Origin of the sequence: Acinetobacter qingfengensis (genome assembly GCF_008693185.1) — a bacterium.
Classification (GTDB): Bacteria; Pseudomonadota; Gammaproteobacteria; order Pseudomonadales; family Moraxellaceae; genus Acinetobacter; species Acinetobacter qingfengensis.
Map to the genome: position 1 here is coordinate 64,532 of NZ_VXKN01000005.1, position 19,041 is coordinate 83,572.

At 37.9% G+C, this 19,041-nt stretch carries 15 protein-coding genes; 14 read left to right on the plus strand and 1 reads right to left on the minus strand.

Annotated features, from left to right (window positions below):
* Positions 1-155: 155 nt before the first annotated feature.
* The 11 genes from F4V57_RS08030 (at position 156) to glyS (ending at position 13,270) form a co-directional block, all read left to right on the plus strand.
* Entirely contained in the window at positions 156-1,010 is an 855-nt protein-coding gene (locus tag F4V57_RS08030; protein ID WP_141729249.1) for a glycine-rich domain-containing protein, read from the plus strand.
* A 134-nt stretch (positions 1,011-1,144) separates the two neighbouring features.
* Entirely contained in the window at positions 1,145-2,578 is a 1,434-nt protein-coding gene (gene leuC, locus F4V57_RS08035) for a 3-isopropylmalate dehydratase large subunit (RefSeq protein ID WP_070070157.1), read from the plus strand.
* Positions 2,579-2,590: 12 nt separating this feature from the next.
* On the plus strand, positions 2,591-3,244 hold the full coding sequence (gene leuD, locus F4V57_RS08040) for a 3-isopropylmalate dehydratase small subunit (protein WP_070070156.1): 654 nt from the start codon (positions 2,591-2,593) through the stop codon (positions 3,242-3,244).
* A 101-nt stretch (positions 3,245-3,345) separates the two neighbouring features.
* Positions 3,346-3,918: a hypothetical protein gene (locus F4V57_RS08045; protein ID WP_070070155.1), complete on the plus strand. Its 573-nt coding sequence runs from the start codon at positions 3,346-3,348 to the stop codon at positions 3,916-3,918.
* A gap of 34 nt (positions 3,919-3,952) precedes the next feature.
* A complete protein-coding gene (gene leuB / locus F4V57_RS08050) occupies positions 3,953-5,032 on the plus strand; it encodes a 3-isopropylmalate dehydrogenase (protein ID WP_070070154.1) in 1,080 nt (359 codons plus the stop codon).
* A 189-nt stretch (positions 5,033-5,221) separates the two neighbouring features.
* A complete protein-coding gene (locus tag F4V57_RS08055; RefSeq protein ID WP_070070167.1) occupies positions 5,222-6,097 on the plus strand; it encodes a homocysteine S-methyltransferase family protein in 876 nt (291 codons plus the stop codon).
* Positions 6,098-6,102: 5 nt separating this feature from the next.
* Entirely contained in the window at positions 6,103-7,425 is a 1,323-nt protein-coding gene (locus tag F4V57_RS08060; RefSeq protein WP_070070153.1) for a basic amino acid/polyamine antiporter, read from the plus strand.
* A 418-nt stretch (positions 7,426-7,843) separates the two neighbouring features.
* Positions 7,844-9,487 (plus strand): malate dehydrogenase (quinone), encoded by a 1,644-nt coding sequence (gene mqo / locus F4V57_RS08065; protein ID WP_070070614.1) that lies wholly within the window; start codon positions 7,844-7,846, stop codon positions 9,485-9,487.
* Positions 9,488-9,599: 112 nt separating this feature from the next.
* A complete protein-coding gene (locus tag F4V57_RS08070; protein WP_070070613.1) occupies positions 9,600-10,073 on the plus strand; it encodes a hypothetical protein in 474 nt (157 codons plus the stop codon).
* A gap of 138 nt (positions 10,074-10,211) precedes the next feature.
* Positions 10,212-11,198 (plus strand): glycine--tRNA ligase subunit alpha, encoded by a 987-nt coding sequence (glyQ, locus tag F4V57_RS08075; RefSeq protein WP_070070612.1) that lies wholly within the window; start codon positions 10,212-10,214, stop codon positions 11,196-11,198.
* Between the two features lie 2 nt (positions 11,199-11,200).
* On the plus strand, positions 11,201-13,270 hold the full coding sequence (gene glyS / locus F4V57_RS08080) for a glycine--tRNA ligase subunit beta (RefSeq protein WP_070070611.1): 2,070 nt from the start codon (positions 11,201-11,203) through the stop codon (positions 13,268-13,270).
* 79 nt (positions 13,271-13,349) lie between these two features.
* Here the strand turns inward: glyS and F4V57_RS08085 are convergent, their stop codons facing one another.
* Positions 13,350-13,634: a YciI family protein gene (locus tag F4V57_RS08085; RefSeq protein WP_070070610.1), complete on the minus strand. Its 285-nt coding sequence runs from the start codon at positions 13,632-13,634 to the stop codon at positions 13,350-13,352.
* Between the two features lie 389 nt (positions 13,635-14,023).
* On the opposite strand from F4V57_RS08085, the gene F4V57_RS08090 reads away from it, so the two are divergent.
* The 3 genes from F4V57_RS08090 to glnE all read left to right on the plus strand — a co-directional run bounded on the left by F4V57_RS08090 (position 14,024) and on the right by glnE (position 18,958).
* Entirely contained in the window at positions 14,024-14,929 is a 906-nt protein-coding gene (locus tag F4V57_RS08090; RefSeq protein WP_070070379.1) for a lysine exporter LysO family protein, read from the plus strand.
* Positions 14,930-15,295: 366 nt separating this feature from the next.
* Positions 15,296-16,006: a GTP pyrophosphokinase gene (locus F4V57_RS08095; protein WP_070070378.1), complete on the plus strand. Its 711-nt coding sequence runs from the start codon at positions 15,296-15,298 to the stop codon at positions 16,004-16,006.
* A gap of 186 nt (positions 16,007-16,192) precedes the next feature.
* Entirely contained in the window at positions 16,193-18,958 is a 2,766-nt protein-coding gene (gene glnE, locus F4V57_RS08100; protein ID WP_070070380.1) for a bifunctional [glutamate--ammonia ligase]-adenylyl-L-tyrosine phosphorylase/[glutamate--ammonia-ligase] adenylyltransferase, read from the plus strand.
* The last annotated feature ends 83 nt before the right edge of the window (positions 18,959-19,041 follow it).

A 19,041-nucleotide genomic window follows, 5' to 3' on the forward strand; every position in this document is an offset into this window, starting at 1 on the left:
AAGCCTGAAGATTTCGGGGTTTTTATGGCGTATATTTTATCAGAAATTGAATTACACAAAATCATTACAATTGCTTTTTGTAATTTTATACACTGAATGGTTAGCACACATTCTTGTTCGAATAATGCTGTATTCTTTTTCCGGAAGAAATAACCATGCGATCTAATTTAGAGCAATTCGTAGACTGTCCACGTTATGTGATTGGCATGAGTATGAAAGTATTTGTTTTGCTCAATATACTGATGTTTGCATTAATGTACGGCATTTTTTTTGAATTACATGGGTATGTGATTACAATGCTATTGGTGGCACTGTGGTTATTTTGGTGGTTTGGGCTTACCAAAAAGTGGATTGCTTTTCGAAAAATTAAGCAACTGGTTCTTGATCCGGTGATTTGGCGGCAATTTTCTCAGGACTATCCTCGTACAAGTACACAGGATCAAAAAATTATTTTGGAAGGTTTTAAGGATTTTTTAGCTTTGCATGTCAAGTTAAAAGCAAATTTTGCCATGCCTTCTTATGCTGTAGATGCGCTATGGCACACTTTATTGAAATTTCCCCAACAATATGTTTTGCTTTGTCACAATATTTTAGGTTATGAGCTAAAACATAAGGTACATGCTGTAGGTGCTGATCAACAGGATTTACAGGAACAACAAAAACGGCTGGTGTGGACATGGGTAGCAAGTTGTCGTTTACAGCATCTTAATCCATCATTTACCTCACAATTACCAAGATTGTTTTATATTGATCGTGTTGTACACTGGCATAAGATCAATGTTTTTAGTCCAGTTATGATGCATGAGTTATACCGTAATTTGTATAAGCTTAGTGCAAGAGAAACGGCTACATCAGATTTAACGGTACAGAATACATTATATAACAATAGTTTAAATGATGACTCTTTCCACAATAGTCATCACTCTACCACTTCACATCAGGACACTCATCATGCAGATTCGGCATCCAGTGATGTTTCAAGCAGTTGTAGTAGCGCAAGTTCAGATTGAAAGACATACTGAAAACTGATTTATTCCATAAAGTTTTTTAATTTATAAAAATCATAAATTAGTTTTATGTTTTAAAACCTCGTATACTTGTCATAATCTTAAATAAATATACCCAGTCCCTGGAGATTTCCGACATGGCAGGCAAAGCTCAAAGTTCGAAAACATTATACGATAAGTTATGGGATGATCATTTGGTTAAACAACGTGATGATGGTTCCAGCTTAATTTATATTGATCGTCATTTATTGCATGAAGTGACTTCACCACAGGCTTTTGAAGGTCTTGAACTTGCTGGGCGTCAGCCATGGCGTTTGAGTGCCAATGTGGCAACACCGGATCATAACGTGCCAACATCTACCAAAGAGCGTGAACAAGGTATTGCCGGAATTGAAGATAATACCTCTCGTATTCAAGTGCAAACATTGGATGACAACTGTAAGACATTCAACATTGTCGAATTTGGTATTAATGATATTCGTCAGGGTATTGCTCATGTGGTTGGGCCAGAACAAGGCTTAACTTTGCCGGGAATGACTGTTGTTTGTGGAGATTCACATACCGCAACTCATGGCGCATTCGGTTGTTTGGCACACGGAATTGGTACATCTGAAGTTGAACATGTCTTGGCAACACAATGTTTAGTGCAAAAGAAAATGAAAAATATGCTGGTGCGTGTAGACGGTACGCTTGGCAATGGGGTAACACCTAAAGATGTAGTCTTGGCAATCATTGGAAAAATCGGTACTGCTGGCGGTACAGGTCATGCTATTGAATTTGGTGGTCAGGTTTTCCGTGATATGTCGATTGAAGGTCGCATGACAGTTTGTAATATGGCAATTGAAGCAGGTGCTCGTGTAGGAATGGTTGCTGTCGATGAAAAAACTATTGAGTACGTGAAAAATCGTCCTTATGCACCTACGGGTGAAAATTGGGATAAAGCAGTTGCCTACTGGAATACCTTGCATTCAGATGATGATGCAGTCTTTGATACTGTGGTCGTATTGCAAGGAGCGGAAATTGAGCCACAAGTTTCCTGGGGAACTTCACCTGAAATGGTTATTCCAGTTTCTCAGGCTGTACCAAGTTTGGAACAGGCCAAGGATGATGTACAGCGTAATGACTGGACGCGCGCTTATCAATACATGGGCTTGAATGCAGGGCAAGCATTGGTAGATATTCAACTTGATCGTGTATTTATTGGTTCATGTACAAACTCTCGTATTGAAGACATTCGTGCTGCAGCAGAAGTGATTAAAGGGCGTAAAGTCGCGAATAGCATTAAACAGGCTATGGTTGTTCCTGGATCTGGTTTGGTTAAGCAACAGGCAGAGCAGGAAGGTTTGGATAAAGTATTTGTAGAAGCTGGTTTTGAATGGCGTGAACCAGGTTGCTCAATGTGTTTGGCGATGAATGCCGATAAATTACAACCAGGTGAGCATTGCGCATCAACCTCAAACCGTAACTTTGAGGGACGTCAGGGCAATGGCGGACGTACCCATTTGGTCAGTCCTGCAATGGCTGCCGCAGCGGCAATCGCAGGTCATTTTGTTGACGTACGAACATTCTAAGAGGGCAAAACCATGAAAGCATATACAGTAGAACAAGGTATTGTTGCACCATTAGATCGTGCGAATGTCGATACTGATTTAATCATTCCAAAGCAGTTTTTAAAATCGATTAAACGTACTGGTTTTGGTGATAATTTATTTGATGAGTTACGTTATCTGGATGAAGGATATTTAGGGCAGGATATTGCACAACGTCCTAAGAATCCTGATTTTGTCCTTAATCAGGCACGTTATCAAGGTTCTACAATTTTATTGGCACGTAGCAATTTTGGTTGTGGTTCCAGCCGTGAACATGCACCGTGGGCATTAAGTGAATATGGTTTCCGTACAGTGATTGCACCAAGTTATGCAGATATTTTCTTTAACAACAGTTTTAAAAATGGCATGCTGCCAGTAATTTTAACTGAAGCAGAAGTTGATCAGTTATTTAAAGAGTGTGTGGCAAATGAAGGCTATCAATTGACTGTTGACTTGGCAGCACAGGAAGTACGTACACCATCCGGACAAACCTTTAGTTTTGAAGTTGATCCATTTAGAAAGCATTGTTTGCTGAATGGATTAGATGATATTGGCTTAACCTTACAGGATGCTGATGCGATCCGTACTTTTGAGACACAGGCAAAACAGGATCGTCCATGGGTATTTAAGGAACTTTCTGGCGAATAATTTGTAATTGCCCAGCGACAGGCATAGCTATCCGTTAGGCATCTTGTTAAGATGAGCTTTATTTTCTTTTCATGATCATACTACATAAGAGTAGGATACAAATGATGCGTGTCGCATACTTCACTGCATTCATGCTGGGCTTGATGAGCTTGATGGCGGGTTGTCAAAGTACTCAACAGGTAGTGAATAGTTATAAGCTTCTACAACCTCGTTCAGCTACAAATCTGGAAACAACTTATTTATCCTGTGCATCCTCAATTGCATGTGAGTTTGCACGTGTTGATGATGTACTGGTGATCAATGAAAATACCCATTGGCCAACTAAAGATGCCATTGAACGTGGTTTATTGCGATTAGAAGGCTCATTATTTTCCAGACACCATCAATATGGATTATCTCTTATACCAGGTGAGCATGAAGTAGTTGTACGTTTTTATCCTGTGACCAATGAGCGTATGGAATCCTTTCATTTAATCCATAAGTTTATGGCAGGACAAACCTATAAGTTGGCAATGTATCGACAAAAAATTCAAGGTAATCGATCTTTACTGAATGTGGCTATTCCCGGCCCACTTTGTGTAGATTTACTACAAAATGATGTGGTCTTACGTCGTTTTTGCCGACCATTTGATGCAATGACTGGCATGGGCGAATTTGTAGAACAAAAAGTTTAATGTGTGTAATAAATTGCGATAATGGACGAAATAAATGTCAAAACATATTTTAATTTTAGACGGTGATGGGATTGGCCCAGAGATCGTAGCAGCAGCAGAAAAAGTATTACGTGTTGTGAATGACCAATATCAATTGGGATTGACATGGGAACATGGATTACTTGGTGGTGCAGCAATAGATGCTCATGGCGAACCGTATCCACAGATCACCAGTGAACAGGCGCAAAAAGCCGATGCAATTCTACTGGGTGCTGTTGGTGGGCCCAAATGGGACAGTATCGAACGTTCAATTCGTCCAGAACGTGGATTACTAAAAATTCGTAGTGAATTGAACCTATTTGCAAACTTGCGCCCCGCAATTCTTTATCCTCAATTGGCTGATGCTTCCAGCTTAAAACCTGAAATAGTGTCTGGTCTTGATATTTTGATTGTGCGTGAGTTGACTGGTGGAATTTATTTTGGTCAGCCACGAGGTATCCGTGAGCTGGAAAATGGCGAAAAACAAGGTTATAACACTGACGTCTATGCAGAGTCAGAAATTAAGCGCATTGCCAAAGTTGCCTTTGAATTGGCAGGATTGCGTGGTGGTAAAGTATGTTCGGTTGATAAAGCCAATGTATTGGAAGTGACGGAACTTTGGAAACAAACCGTAACAGCCTTAAAAGATGCCGAGTATCCAGAAATTCAATTGTCGCATTTATATGTGGATAATGCTGCAATGCAGCTTGTACGTGCGCCAAAGCAGTTTGATGTTATTGTCACTGGTAACTTATTCGGTGATATTCTATCTGATGAAGCAGCAATGTTAACTGGCTCAATTGGCATGTTGCCTTCTGCATCACTGGACGAAAATGGCAAGGGAATGTATGAACCATGTCATGGGTCGGCGCCTGATATTGCAGGACAAAATATTGCCAATCCATTAGCAACCATTCTATCTGTTGCCATGATGTTGCGTTATACCTTCCGTGAGGAAACTGCTGCAAAAGCGATTGAAGATGCAGTAGGTAAAGTGCTGGATCAAGGCATTCGTACTGCTGATATCCTTTCTGATGGTATGACCAAAGTAGGTACAGTTGAAATGGGTAAAGCAGTTGTAGCTGCTCTTGGTTGATATTTCTGCAAATAAAAAAACGCAGCTTATCATTAGCTGCGTTTTTTGTTTTTTAAATAATTGATTTAAATCAATAAAAAAATTATATCTGTTTTATACATAATAAATCCATAAAATCAGAATTATTCTCATATTCAGCTTTTGAGTATACTTAGCCAATTTTATTGTGTTTAGAGATATGCTGTTATGATAAAAATTCTGGATGGCGGTGTTGGCCGTGAACTTGCTCGACGTGGTGCGCCATTTAAACAACCTGAATGGTCAGCATTGGCATTATGGGAAGCGCCGGAAATTGTTAAAGAAGTCCATCTGGATTTTATCCGTTCAGGCTCAGAAGTCATTACTACCAATAACTATGCAGTCGTACCTTTTCATATTGGTCAGGAACGTTTTGCCACGCAGGCTCGTGAATTGGTACAGGTTGCTATTGATCAAGCCAAGCTGGCTGTACAGGAAAGCGGTAAAGACGTAAAAATTGCCGGATGCTTACCTCCATTATTTGGTTCTTATCGTGCTGATTTATTTGAACCTGAACATGTCGCAGAAATTGCGCAACCTATTATTGATACATTAAATGGACAAGTTGATTTCTGGTTAGCAGAAACGCAATCATGTTTGAAAGAAGTGGAAATGGTGCATCAATTATTGCCCAAGGATGATAAAGATTATTGGGTATCCTTTACATTACAAGATGATATTCAACAAGAACGTGCCCATTTACGTTCTGGTGAAAATCTTGAGCAAGTTGCAGACGTTTTAAAACGTCTACATGCTAAAGCGGTGTTATTTAACTGCTGTCAACCGGAAGTGATTTTAAAAGCTGTTCAGGAAATTCGACAATTATTACCTGAAATTATTATTGGTGCCTATGCCAATGCCTTTCCTCCTCAGGATGAAAATGCGACAGCCAATGATGGGCTTGATGAAGTTCGTCAGGATCTTGATCCTCAAGCTTACCTATATTTTGCCCAACAATGGCAACAGGCCGGTGCCACATTGATTGGCGGATGTTGCGGTATTACACCTGCTCATATTGGCGAATTATCAAAATTTTTTAAAGAATAAAATTTATGTCAACCAGTAAAATTGGATTATTTTCCCTGACCGCTCTGGTGTTTAGCTCCATGGTGGGTTCGGGTGTGTTTAGTTTGCCACAAAATATGGCGGCTGTAGCTAATGGTTCTGCACTGTTAATTGCATGGTTAATTACCGGTGTAGGTATTTTGTTTTTGGCTTTCTCATTATTATATTTATCCCGACAATATCCAGAACTTGATGGTGGGATTTATAACTATGCCAGAGAAGGCTTTGGCGAAATGATTGGCTTTTGTTCTGCATGGGGATATTGGTTATGTACCACCATCGGGATCGTTGGCTATGTTGTGATTGTCTTTTCTGGATTGGGGATGTTTGTGGATCGCCCAGATCGGGTGATCTTTGGTGAAGGAAATACCATCTATGCTTTAATTGGCTCCTCAATTTTTGTCTGGCTAATTCATATTCTGGTTAGTCGTGGTATTCGGGAAGCTGCGATTGTGAACTTATTGGCAACCATTGCCAAAATTGTTCCAATTGTTATTTTTATTGTATGTACACTGCTGGCGTTTAAGCTGGAAGTTTTTCAGCGTAATTTATTTGATTTTTCATTACAGGTACCTTTATGGCAGCAAGTAAAAGACCTGATGCTGATTACTTTATGGGTATTTACAGGGATTGAAGGGGCAGTGGTTTTATCCTCAAGAGCTAAAGATCGTTATGACATTGGTAAAGCAACAGTATTGGGAGTATTACTGGCATTGACATTTTATGTGCTGGTGACGGTTTTATCTTATGGTGTTAGTAGTCGTGCGGATATCGCAGCAATGCATAATCCATCGATGGCAACGATTTTAACGCAGTTAATTGGTTTACCCGGAACCATCATTATTACTGTTGGTCTGATTATTTCAGTGGCTTCTTCATATCTAAGCTGGACATTATATGCAACTGAAATTCCTTTTCTTGCTGCAAAAAATGCTGCTTTTCCAGAAATTTTTTCAAGAACTAATCAAAACAATGTTCCGATTTCTTCATTATGGCTGACATCAATTGTGGTACAAGGTTCTCTGATTGCAGTTTATTTTTTCAATAAAAACTACACGCAATTATTATTGATCTCATCTGTCATGATTTTACTGCCTTATTTTCTAGTTTCTGCTTTTTATTTGAAAGAATCGACTAAAAAACGCCATTATCGTCATGTATTCATTGCACTTGTTGCAACAATATATGCAACATGGTTACTTTATGCGGCAGGATTATCGTTATTAATTCTTTCTGTAATTTTATATGCAGTAGGTTTGTGTATTTTCTTCTACAGTTATTTTTCATCTAAGAAACGTTTTCAATCTTAGTTTGTGTGTTTATAAAATCCATTATATTTCATTATCTTAAAATTGAAATAAAAGGTAATTAATCTTACTTAAAAATTTATCCAAATCATAAAGGTTTATATATTCCACATAGAAATCCATATTTTAAATAAGGGTTTTTGTGTGGAAATATAATTTAATTTTTTACTACTATTAAAAAAATAAATAATCAAAAAAATAGTGATTTGTTATATTTCAATGATTTAATTAATTGTTGCTGTGATTTTCTTCAAATTATTTCTTCTATATATTTTCTTGGGAAATTGTTATACTAAAGTAGCATGTATGTATATGTTGAGTATTATCGAATTAATCCAAATTCTGAACATATACAAATCAACTTTTCTATGGATTTCCCTCTTTCTCTTTCTCAGAGGGCATTTAATTTAAGGTAAATTGAATGAAAAAGTTTTTAAAGTACATTTTAGTACTGATCGTGCTATTGCTGATCGCATTGATTGTGTTTCTGTTTCGACCAGTAGCTTCAAAACAAGTACAAACGCAAGATAACGAACCCGTTGTGGATGTGGTTCTAGTCGGTGGCGGTATCATGAGTGCAACTTTAGGTACCTATCTCAATGAATTAGAGCCAAACTGGCAAATCCGGATGTATGAACGTCTGGATAAAGTTGCACAGGAAAGTTCCAATGGCTTTAATAATGCCGGAACAGGTCACTCTGGATTTATGGAAATGAATTATACCGAAGAAAAAAACGGTAAAATGGATGTTTCCAAAGCTGAGAATATTGCAAAACAGTTTGAAGTTGCAAAACAATTCTGGGCCTATCAGGTAAACCAGGGTGTTTTAGGTGATCCAAAAACCTTTATTAATCCTGTACCACATATTGCCTTTGTTTGGGGCGATAATGTGCAATTTCTTGAAAAACGTTATGCAGCCATGACACAAAGCCCATTATTTAAGGGCATGATCATGTCTGAAGATCCAAATGTGATTAAGCAGTGGGCGCCACTAGTGATGCAGAATCGTGATCCACAACAAAAAGTTGCTGCGACACGTATGGATGTTGGTTCTGATGTGAACTACGGTTCAATTACAACACAGCTTGTGAACCATTTGCAAAAAGATAAAAACTTTAAACTTGAAGTATCCAGTGAAGTTACAGAGATTAGCCAGAATCAGGATAAAACTTGGACAGTCAGCTATAAAAATCTGAAGACTGGTGCAACCAGCCACGTGAAAACACGTTTTGTCTTCATTGGTGCAGGCGGTGCAGTGATTAAATTATTGCAATTAACTGGCCTTCCTGAAGCGCAACAATATGCAGGGTTCCCTGTAGGTGGTGAGTTCCTGATTACAGATAATCCAAAAATTGCTGCGGCACATACAGCCAAAGTTTATGGTCGTGCTGATTTGGGTGCGCCACCGATGTCTGTGCCTCATATTGATACCCGTTATATTGACGGTAAAAAATATGTATTGTTCGGTCCATTTGCAACGTATTCAAATAAATTCCTGAAATTTGGTTCTCAACTGGATTTATTAAAATCAACCACCAATACCAACATCTTACCAATGGCAACCATTGGTCTGGAAAATCTTGATCTGGTTAAATATTTGATTGGTCAGGTGATGCAATCGGATGAAGATCGCTTTGCTGAGTTGAAAAAATATTATCCAGATGCAGATCCGAAAGACTGGCGTTTAAGTCAGGGTGGTCAACGTGTACAGATCATCAAAAAAGTTCCAGATCAACCAGCAAAATTACAATTTGGTACAGAAATTTTTGCGTCAAAAGATAAGACAGTTACTGCTTTGTTAGGTGCTTCGCCAGGTGCATCAACTTCGCCGTATATTATGTTGTCATTGATGGAAAAAGCGTTCCCAGAACAAACCAAAGGTGTATGGAATGCCAAATTACATGAAATCATTCATTCTTATGATCAGGATTTAGCAAAAGATCCAGCATTGCTTGATCAAGTCCGTCAATACACCAGTACAACTTTAGGCTTGCATTACACTACCCCGGCAGGTTTATTGGGTAATGTGCCAGCAGCTTCTGCACCGGTAGCGGCAGCGCAATAAGCTCGGAACAGACTGTTGTATATGGTAAAAGGATAAACTTCGGTTTGTCCTTTTTTATCGATTAAATTTGCCTGGTAATACTACATATTTAACCAATACGTGATGATGAATTATGATATTAGCAGCATTAACAAAGATAAATCTCTCTCCAAAATGGCAAAAAAGTCTGAATTTTATATTAATATTTGCCACGTTTATGCTATGTCTGCATGCCGCTTATTTTGCTATGATTGGTGGTAGTGGTTTTTTCTTTTTTTATGATTTGGGAATATTGATCTTTGTGATTGCCCATATTCAGCATGCTACATCAAAAATACCAAAAATTCTGGCATTGATTTTATTTATCGTATTGTTAATCATTTTAATACTGGGTTATGGCATAAATTTCTGGACGATTGCTGTCGCTGGATATGCCTGTTTGGGGATTGTTGCTTTTCGGCAATATTCCTTTGCCTTTAAAAATATGTTAATCATTATGATATTGATTATTCTTGCTTATCATCAACATCATAATTTAATCATGCTAAAGCAACACTATGCACAGTATCATACAGGGGAAAGCTGGCAACAGTTTGGGGCACTATAATGAATGTTGGTCATGATCAAAAATAAATATTTGATTTTCATTACATCGAATACAGTAAAGTCTGATCTAACCTTTGCCAGCTTAGGGCAAAATCCTTATACTTAAGCACAATTTTTTCTTAAATTTAATGGATGCCACATGAGTCGCGCCATATCACATATTGATACTTTTCAGGGCTTAATTCTTGCCTTACAAAACTACTGGGCTGAACAAGGTTGTGTAGTGTTGCAACCCTATGATCTGGAAATGGGAGCAGGAACCTTTCATACTGCAACGTTCTTACGTGCATTAGGGCCTGAAACATGGAATGCAGCTTATGTACAGCCCTCACGCCGTCCTAAAGATGGTCGTTATGGTGAAAACCCGAATCGATTGCAGCATTATTATCAGTTTCAGGTGGTATTAAAACCAAATCCAAGTAATATCCAGCAGCTTTATTTAGATTCATTAAAGGCCATTGGAATAGACACCTTGGTTCATGATATTCGATTTGTTGAAGATAACTGGGAATCACCAACACTAGGTGCATGGGGATTGGGTTGGGAAGTCTGGCTTAATGGTATGGAAGTGACACAATTCACATATTTCCAGCAAGTCGGCGGTATTGAATGTTATCCGGTAACGGGAGAAATTACCTACGGTCTAGAACGTCTAGCCATGTATTTACAAGGCGTTGATTCGGTTTATGACTTGGTCTGGACCAAAGGTCAGTTTGGTACAGTGACTTATGGTGATGTATTCCATCAAAATGAAGTTGAACAATCAACGTATAATTTTGAACAGGCGCCTGTTGCTAAATTATTTGAGTTTTTTGATTTCCATGAATCTGAAGCCAATCGTTTAATTTCAGCAGAATTGCCTTTGCCTGCTTATGAGCAAGTGGTAAAAGCGTCACATACATTTAACTTACTGGATGCACGTGGTGCAATTTCCGTGACTGAACGTCAGCGTTATATTCTACGAGTACGGACTTTGGCACGCGCCATTGCACAAAGTTATGTGAATGCCCGTGCCAAACTGGGTTTTCCAATGGCAGAACCACAATTACGGGATGAAGTATTGGCGCAGCTGGAAGCACAGGCAGAACATGATGCTGCTAAAGCTCACAATGCAGTGGAGAAATAATCATGGCATTACATACAGTTTTATTTGAACTCGGCTGTGAAGAACTTCCACCGAAAAGTTTGAAAACGTTACGGGATGCGCTGAAACGTGAAGTGGAAAAAGGTCTGAATACAGCAGGTTTAAACTTTGAAGCCATTGAGGCCTACGCTGCGCCACGCCGTTTAGCACTGGAAATTATTAACGTTGAAGGTCAACAGGCAGATACTCAAAAACGTTTTGATGGTCCTGCATTACAAGCAGCTTATGATGCTGAAGGAAATCCAACCAAAGCATTGCAAGGCTTCTTGCGAGGACAGGGTATTCGCGTTGAGCAAGTTTCAACATTTAATGCAGGTAAAGTCGAAAAAATTTGCTATTTTAAGGACATTAAAGGGCAAAGCATTGATGCTTTGTTGCCAGAAATTCTACAGAATGCCTTGGATCATTTACCTATCGCAAAACGAATGCGTTCTGCGATAAGTCGCACCGAATTTGTACGCCCTGTACAATGGGTGGTGTTACTTAAAGATGATCAGGTGATTGATGCGACCATTCAAGATTTTAAAACGGGTAATCAAACCTTTGGTCATCGTTTTCATGCACCAGAAGCGATTACACTTAAACATGCAGATGATTATTTGGATGCTTTACAAGCTGCGTATGTAATCGTAGATTTTGACTTACGTCAGCAACTGATTCAGGAGCAAGTGCAACAACTTGCTGATGAGGTGAATGCACAAGCTATTGTTCCAACAGATTTACTGGATGAGGTTACAGCATTAGTAGAATGGCCGGTGGCATTACGTGCTGGTTTTGAAGAGCGTTATCTGGCAGTTCCTCAGGAAGCTTTGATTACCACCATGCAGGACAATCAAAAATATTTTTGTCTGGTTAATGGCGAAGGTAAATTACAGCCTTATTTTATTACCATTTCTAATATTGACTCTAAAGATCCGACACAAATTATTGAAGGGAATGAGAAAGTTGTACGTCCGCGTTTATCTGATGCAGAGTTCTTCTTTCTACAGGATCAAAAGCAACCGTTGGCAAGCCGTTCCGAAAAATTAAAGAATATGGTCTTTCAGGCACAATTGGGTACATTATGGGAAAAAACTGAACGGGTTGCTCAGCTTGCTGTTGCGTTAAGTCAATATACAGATGCTAAAGCTGAAGATGCAGAAAAAGCAGCATTATTGTCCAAATGTGACCTCACGTCTGAATTAGTTGGTGAGTTTCCTGAACTTCAAGGAATTGCGGGAACCTATTATGCCCGTCTTGAAGGAGAAAATGATGAAGTTGCGGAGGCATTGGGTGAACAGTATTTACCTAAATTTGCCGGAGATGATCTGCCAAAAACCAAAACGGGAACCACTTTGGCATTGGCTGACCGTTTGGTGACTTTGGTTGGGATTTTTGGAATTGGTCAGGCGCCAACAGGATCTAAAGATCCATTTGCATTGCGGCGCTCGGCAATTGGCATTTTACGTCTAATCATTGAAAATAAACTGGATATCAGCATAGAAGCGCTGGTAAATCTGACTTTAGCTGGTTATGGTGATGTCGTGAAAGATCATGATAAAACCCGTAATGATGCTGTGACCTTCCTTGAAGGACGTTATCGAGCCAAATATGAAGATCAGGGGGTTGATGTAGATGTGATTCAAGCTGTACAGGCTTTATCACCAAAATCACCACTTGATTTTGATCAGCGAGTTAACGCAGTTAATTATTTCCGTACTTTACCTGAAGCAGCAGCACTGGCTGCGGCAAATAAACGTGTTGCCAACATTCTTGCCAAAGAAGCTGTTGTGGAAGGTGATGTCATTGAAAGTCAATTACTGGAAAATGCTGAAAAAGCGTTATATCAACAATTACAGATAATCACACCGCAAGTTCAGCCATTGCTGAGTACACGTAATTATACTGAAGCCTTATCAAAACTTGCAGCATTACGTGCGCCCATTGATGCATTCTTTGAAAATGTTATGGTGATGGTTGATGATACTGAATTAAAAGCCAATCGTTTACGCCTTTTGGCACAACTTCGTGCTTTATTTTTAAGCGTTGCTGATATTTCTGTATTACAACACTAATGGTGTGCTTGCCAAAATCTTTGCAAGTAAATTAGCGATAGTAACCGCTCAGATTCTTTGATTTGAGCGGTTTTTTACATCATACCAAAGCTTTAATTTCATCCGCACATTTAGAGGCTTCAAACCACATAAAGTCATAATCTGCAAGGTCATGAATATAAAAAGGATCATTCTTTATAATTTGTTGTGCTTCTTCGATAGATGAGCTAAGTACTAAAATGACACCTCCTACACGATTTTCACGGCGTCCTGAAGCCAAAAATTTCTTTTGTACATAATAATTTTGCAAAAATGCAATGTGATCTTCTAATAAAGCATCAACATCTAGCAGTGGTTTTTTGTAGGTAAGAGTCACAATAATCATCTTTTATCTCTTTGGGAATAAGTTTAGTTAATATTAGGTTAAAAGTGAAAGCATAAACATAAACTCTGTTTTGCTCATAAATACTACGCCTTTAGAATATTAAATGCATCAATAGAATAAATTTTAATTTTTAAATATTGGAAATGATTCTTATTAAATCTATAGATATTGTACATAAAAATTTTTATTATTATTGAGAATAAATAACCTGATTGTAAAAAGTTGTATTTTATATAGTTAAATTTATTGTTTGATATAAATTAAGAAGATTATAAAATAATCATGATATTGTGCAGACAATAAACCTAATATTTTATATAATGAATGCTTTGAAAAATATCTAAATTGCATCAATAAACCTAAATTATACTGTTCGTGAAATATACAATATGTTTTCTTATTTACTATTCTCACTTTTTCCAATCCTGTTTGCATTAAGCTTGGGGTGGGGAATTGGAAAATTCACAACTTCCGGTTTCAAACAAAGTTTGGTCAGCTACATTACAATTTTAGTTTGGCTACTTTTGATTTCTATCGGTTTTCAGTTTGGCGCCGTACTTTTTGATCCTCAATTAGGAACAAAAATAATATTTCAAGCAATTATTTATTCAACTATTCTAGTGATAGTGACATATTTGATTCTATTTAAAAAAGATATTCAGCAGCAAAAAGATAAGAAGGCTTTTTCTGATATCATTAAGCCAATTTTGGAGTGTTTGGTTGCCATTGCAATGGTTGTTATTGGCATGATCCTGTATATGGTTTTATCAAAAAGTATAAATGGTGAATGGCTAAGTACAATTTTATTATATATTTTGATTTTATTGGTTGGTGTAGATTTTTCTTCAATAAAACTACAATCATTAACCTTCAATCATTTTCGGGTTCCATTTTTGACAATAACTGCTTTATTTATTTCAGCATATTTAACAACATTTATTTTGGATAAATCATTTGTTGAATTAATGGTATTAGGTAGTGGATTTGGTTGGTTTTCATTATCTGGACCATTGGTTGCAAAAGTCATGGGTACAGAATCTGGAACATTTGCATTGATTTGTGATTTGATTCGAGAATTCTATGCGATTGCCTTGTTATATCTATTGGGAAGAAAGTACCCTGCACCTATTATCGGGATTTGTGGTGCAACCGCGATGGATTCAACTTTACCTTTTATTAAAAATAATTGTACGCAGTTGGATGTGCAAATTGCCATTTTTAGTGGTTTTATCCTGACGCTCCTAGCACCATGCTTTATTATTTTGTTTAGTCAGTTATTTTATTCGTTCGGGTGAAACATTAAAAACAAAATTACCTGTGGGCAGTTATCGTTTAAAATATGCATACGGTGAACATTGGTATGGATAACGGAAATTATTTGGTAAAAAACCAGATATGCAGAAGTGGATACTATTTTGAATTTTAGTTCTGATGGTCAGCAGCATCAGGGAAATATTGTTGAATTGGTTAAAACGGTGGATGGCAATTTGCATACATCGAGGATTGCCGCAGATCATTTTTAATTTAAATCAATATATCTTTTAAAAACCTAATATTTTTTTAATAAATATTCAGAATAAACAAAATGAATTAAATATAGCTAAAAAATAACCAATTTTTATGTATAATTCATCTACTACTAAAGTCTAATGAGTGCAGCTATGTCGATCAATGTTTCAAATCAGAATGTGGATTATTTTTATTCTGACTGGTATGACTTGAATATGGATCGTTATAAACAGCTTTCTACAATGGTTGCAACGACTTTAACTTATGCGCTGGATGCCGAACATATCCAGTATGTAGCAGTTCCACATCGTTTTAAGCAGAAGAACAGTTTTTTGAAGAAATTGCTTCAAGACAATGTTCAACCACAGCAGATGACAGATTTAGCTGCCTTACGTGTAGTGACTTTGCTTGATCAGGACATTGAACAGGTTTGTCAATTAATCAGAAAAATGTTTACGGTAATTGATGAAAAGCAAATTGAATATCATATTCCACAACAAGATGATGAACAGGCTGTACAGGCGAATTATCCGTCCATTCATTTTATTTGCGAACTTGGTGAAACTCGGACAATTTTACCAGAATATGCCATGTATAAAGGATTGCGCTTCGAGATTCAGGTTAAAACTTCGCTGGAGCATACTTATGCTGAAATTGAACATGGATTGGTAGCACATTTGGGAAAACGTTTACCTTCTCATCTGAAATATCGCATGAAAAGACTGGCACAAACTCTGGCACAGGCAGATCTTGAATTAAATGATATTTATCAACAAATTAATAATTATCAAAAAATGATGAAAAATGTTCGCCCAACCAATGAATTGACTGTACAAAAAGTCGTGAAATTAGTAAAACAATAGAGATAAGTGAGTATTGATTAGCGAAATACGTCTATCACTTACTATCTGCTTAATACAGCCCTATTTTAGAATAGGGCTTTTTTGTGGAAAAAATAAACAATAAATCAAATTTGTATTCATGGATAGTTGCGCCAGTCTGTAAATTACGGAATGATCAAAAGAATAGGATGCCGGATGTATGAATACATGAATCAACAACATGAGGAAAGCTCTTCCGCGAGACGAGTGCAATTTTGTAGTTTATACGCTGGTCAGGTGATGCAAAATCAGGATGGAATTTGGCAACAGGACTATGCACAAGATCAATTTTTAACATGTCTTAGCACTCAACAAATATTCCAGAAAGTAGATCAAAGCCTACAGGGTATTCAAGATGAAGCTATCTGGATGCAGGCTTTGCGTAAGCTTCGTGCCAGATTGATGCTACGCTGGATCTGGCAAGATTGTAATGCATTAACTGATGTACCACAGCTTACCCGCGAACTTTCTGATTTTGCTGATGCATGTGTGATTGCTGCTAAGGATTTTGCACGTCCTGCATTGGTTAAAAAACATGGCGAACCTATTGGAGAAAATGGTCAGGTTCAGGATTTAATTGTGCTTGCCATGGGAAAACATGGCGCTCAGGAACTCAATCTTTCAAGCGATATTGATTTGATTTTTAGCTTTGATGAAAATGGGGAAAGTAATGGACGTAAATGTATTGATGTCCAGCAATTCTGCATTTTGTGGGGGCAAAAGATTATTTATTTACTTGATCATATCACTGCAGATGGTTTTGTATTTCGAGTGGATATGCGTTTGCGGCCATGGGGGAATGGTAGTGCATTAGCGATGAGTCATGCTGCATTGGAAAAATACCTGATACAGCATGGGCGAGAATGGGAACGTTATGCATGGATTAAGGCACGGGCGATTACTGGTGGTGAGGTGGGGCAGGATTTGATTCGTATGTCTCGGCCATTTGTATTTCGTAAATATGTTGACTACACCGCATTTGCTGCCATGCGTGAAATGAAATCTATGATCGAAAAAGAAGTGGCACGCCGACAAATTGATGATGATGTCAAACTTGGTGCTGGTGGGATTCGGGAAATTGAATTTATTGTACAGGTTTTTCAACTTTTGTACGGTGGATCCAAACTGGAATTACAGGATCGTCAATGTCTGGTTGCCATGCAGCATTTGATGAATGATCAGTTGATTAGTATGCAAGCTTATGAGGAGCTTAAAGATGCTTATTTGTTTTTACGCAGGGTAGAGCATGCGATTCAGGCTTTACAGGATCAACAAACCCAGAATTTACCTATAGACGAACAATTAAGACAACGGCTGATTTATGCATTGAATTTTGCCAGTTGGGATGAATTTATTACACAATTAAATCAGAGGCGAGAAAAAGTTAGTTTTTATTTTAGTCATTTGATTCAGGAACGAATTCAGGAGGTTGATCAACCTGATGATTCTCTTGATAACGAAGATTTAAAAAATTATCTAGATGCACAAGCTTATCAGCATGTTGAGCAATTTTGGCAAAGTAATGCAGTTCAACGTTTACCTAGTACCGCATTAAAACGGTTAAAACAATTCTGGCCACATTTAATTAAAGCAATATTAAATGCACAACAACCACAAACAGCATTGATGCGCTTATTGCCACTTATTGAATCTATCCTGCGTCGTAGTGTTTATATCGTGATGTTGATGGAAAGTCGTGGTGCTTTACAACGATTGGTGAAAATGGCTGAAGTGAGTCCCTGGATTTGTGAGGAACTGGCACATTATCCTGTATTACTGGATGAATTTTTGTCTATGGATTTTGAATTGCCCCATCGTTCAGATCTGGAAAATGCATTAAGACAACAATTACTTAGATTAACATCAGATGATGTAGAAGACATTATGCGTGTACTAAGATTATTTAAAAAATCCAATGTGCTTGCAGTTGCTGCCAGTGATGTACTGGCGGAAAGTCCATTAATGCGTGTATCGGATGTTTTGACGGATATTGCCGAAATCACAGTAAAAGCTGCACTACATTTGTCGTATCAAATGGTTGCTCAGCGTCATGGTTATCCAGTCAATATGCAGGGCGAACGTTGTAGTCTGGATCAACTGGATTTTACCGTGATTGGTTATGGTAAAGTCGGTGGTATAGAGCTAGGGTATGGTTCAGATTTGGATCTGGTATTTATTCATCAATATCAGGAACAAACAGAAACTGATGGTAAAAAATCCATTTCTGGTCTTGAATTTGCCATGCGAGTGGCACAGAAATTTATGTCCCTGATGACCACACAAACCCTTGATGGCAGGGTTTATGACGTGGATACACGCTTGCGTCCGAATGGAGATGCGGGATTATTGGTCTGCAGTCTGAGGGCTTTTGAACATTATCAACTACAAAACGCATGGTTATGGGAACATCAGGCTTTAGTCCGTGCGAGATCAATTGCAGGTGATACAGCACTCTGTCAAGCATTTGAACAATTGCGCTGTCGTATTTTGACGCAAAAACGAAATGAAAATGAAGTTCGTGCAGAAGTATTAAACATGCGTCAAAAAATGAAAGATCATCTTGGCTCGTCTGCTGAGCAAAAAAAACATGGGGTTTTTCATCTAAAACATGATACAGGTGGTATCGTTGATATTGAATTTATGGCACAGTATGCAGTACTTGCATGGAGTGGGACGAATCCTGATCTCGCCCACTACTCTGATAATGTGCGAATACTGGAGGATGCTGCGAAAGCAGGTTGCTTACCAAGCAATGATGCCACAGCATTAACGCAAGCTTATCTACGTGAACGAGCTGAAAGTCACCGTTTGGCACTTGCAAATCAATCTTTGCAAGTCAATGCTGCGGACTGGCAAGATACCCGTGAAGTCGTTTACAAGTTATGGCAAAGACTGATTGATCCTAATGCGAATGTTGTATTGGGTGGTAAATAATTTTTTTGTAATTTTATTGAGAGCTGCTTTATTTCCCTCATTTCATAAAGGGATTTAAACAGAATTACAGAAAATAGTAATTG

Bases quoted from the DNA above. Each gene is read 5' to 3' on its own strand.
- F4V57_RS08030 (WP_141729249.1), top strand. From the start codon at position 156: ATGCGATCTAATTTAGAGCAATTCGTAGACTGTCCACGTTATGTGATT.
- leuC (WP_070070157.1), top strand. From the start codon at position 1,145: ATGGCAGGCAAAGCTCAAAGTTCGAAAACATTATACGATAAGTTATGG.
- leuD (WP_070070156.1), top strand. From the start codon at position 2,591: ATGAAAGCATATACAGTAGAACAAGGTATTGTTGCACCATTAGATCGT.
- F4V57_RS08045 (WP_070070155.1), top strand. From the start codon at position 3,346: ATGATGCGTGTCGCATACTTCACTGCATTCATGCTGGGCTTGATGAGC.
- leuB (WP_070070154.1), top strand. From the start codon at position 3,953: ATGTCAAAACATATTTTAATTTTAGACGGTGATGGGATTGGCCCAGAG.
- F4V57_RS08060 (WP_070070153.1), top strand. From the start codon at position 6,103: ATGTCAACCAGTAAAATTGGATTATTTTCCCTGACCGCTCTGGTGTTT.
- mqo (WP_070070614.1), top strand. From the start codon at position 7,844: ATGAAAAAGTTTTTAAAGTACATTTTAGTACTGATCGTGCTATTGCTG.
- F4V57_RS08070 (WP_070070613.1), top strand. From the start codon at position 9,600: ATGATATTAGCAGCATTAACAAAGATAAATCTCTCTCCAAAATGGCAA.
- glyQ (WP_070070612.1), top strand. From the start codon at position 10,212: ATGAGTCGCGCCATATCACATATTGATACTTTTCAGGGCTTAATTCTT.
- glyS (WP_070070611.1), top strand. From the start codon at position 11,201: ATGGCATTACATACAGTTTTATTTGAACTCGGCTGTGAAGAACTTCCA.
- F4V57_RS08085 (WP_070070610.1), bottom strand. From the start codon at position 13,634: ATGATTATTGTGACTCTTACCTACAAAAAACCACTGCTAGATGTTGAT.
- F4V57_RS08090 (WP_070070379.1), top strand. From the start codon at position 14,024: ATGTTTTCTTATTTACTATTCTCACTTTTTCCAATCCTGTTTGCATTA.
- F4V57_RS08095 (WP_070070378.1), top strand. From the start codon at position 15,296: ATGTCGATCAATGTTTCAAATCAGAATGTGGATTATTTTTATTCTGAC.
- glnE (WP_070070380.1), top strand. From the start codon at position 16,193: ATGAATCAACAACATGAGGAAAGCTCTTCCGCGAGACGAGTGCAATTT.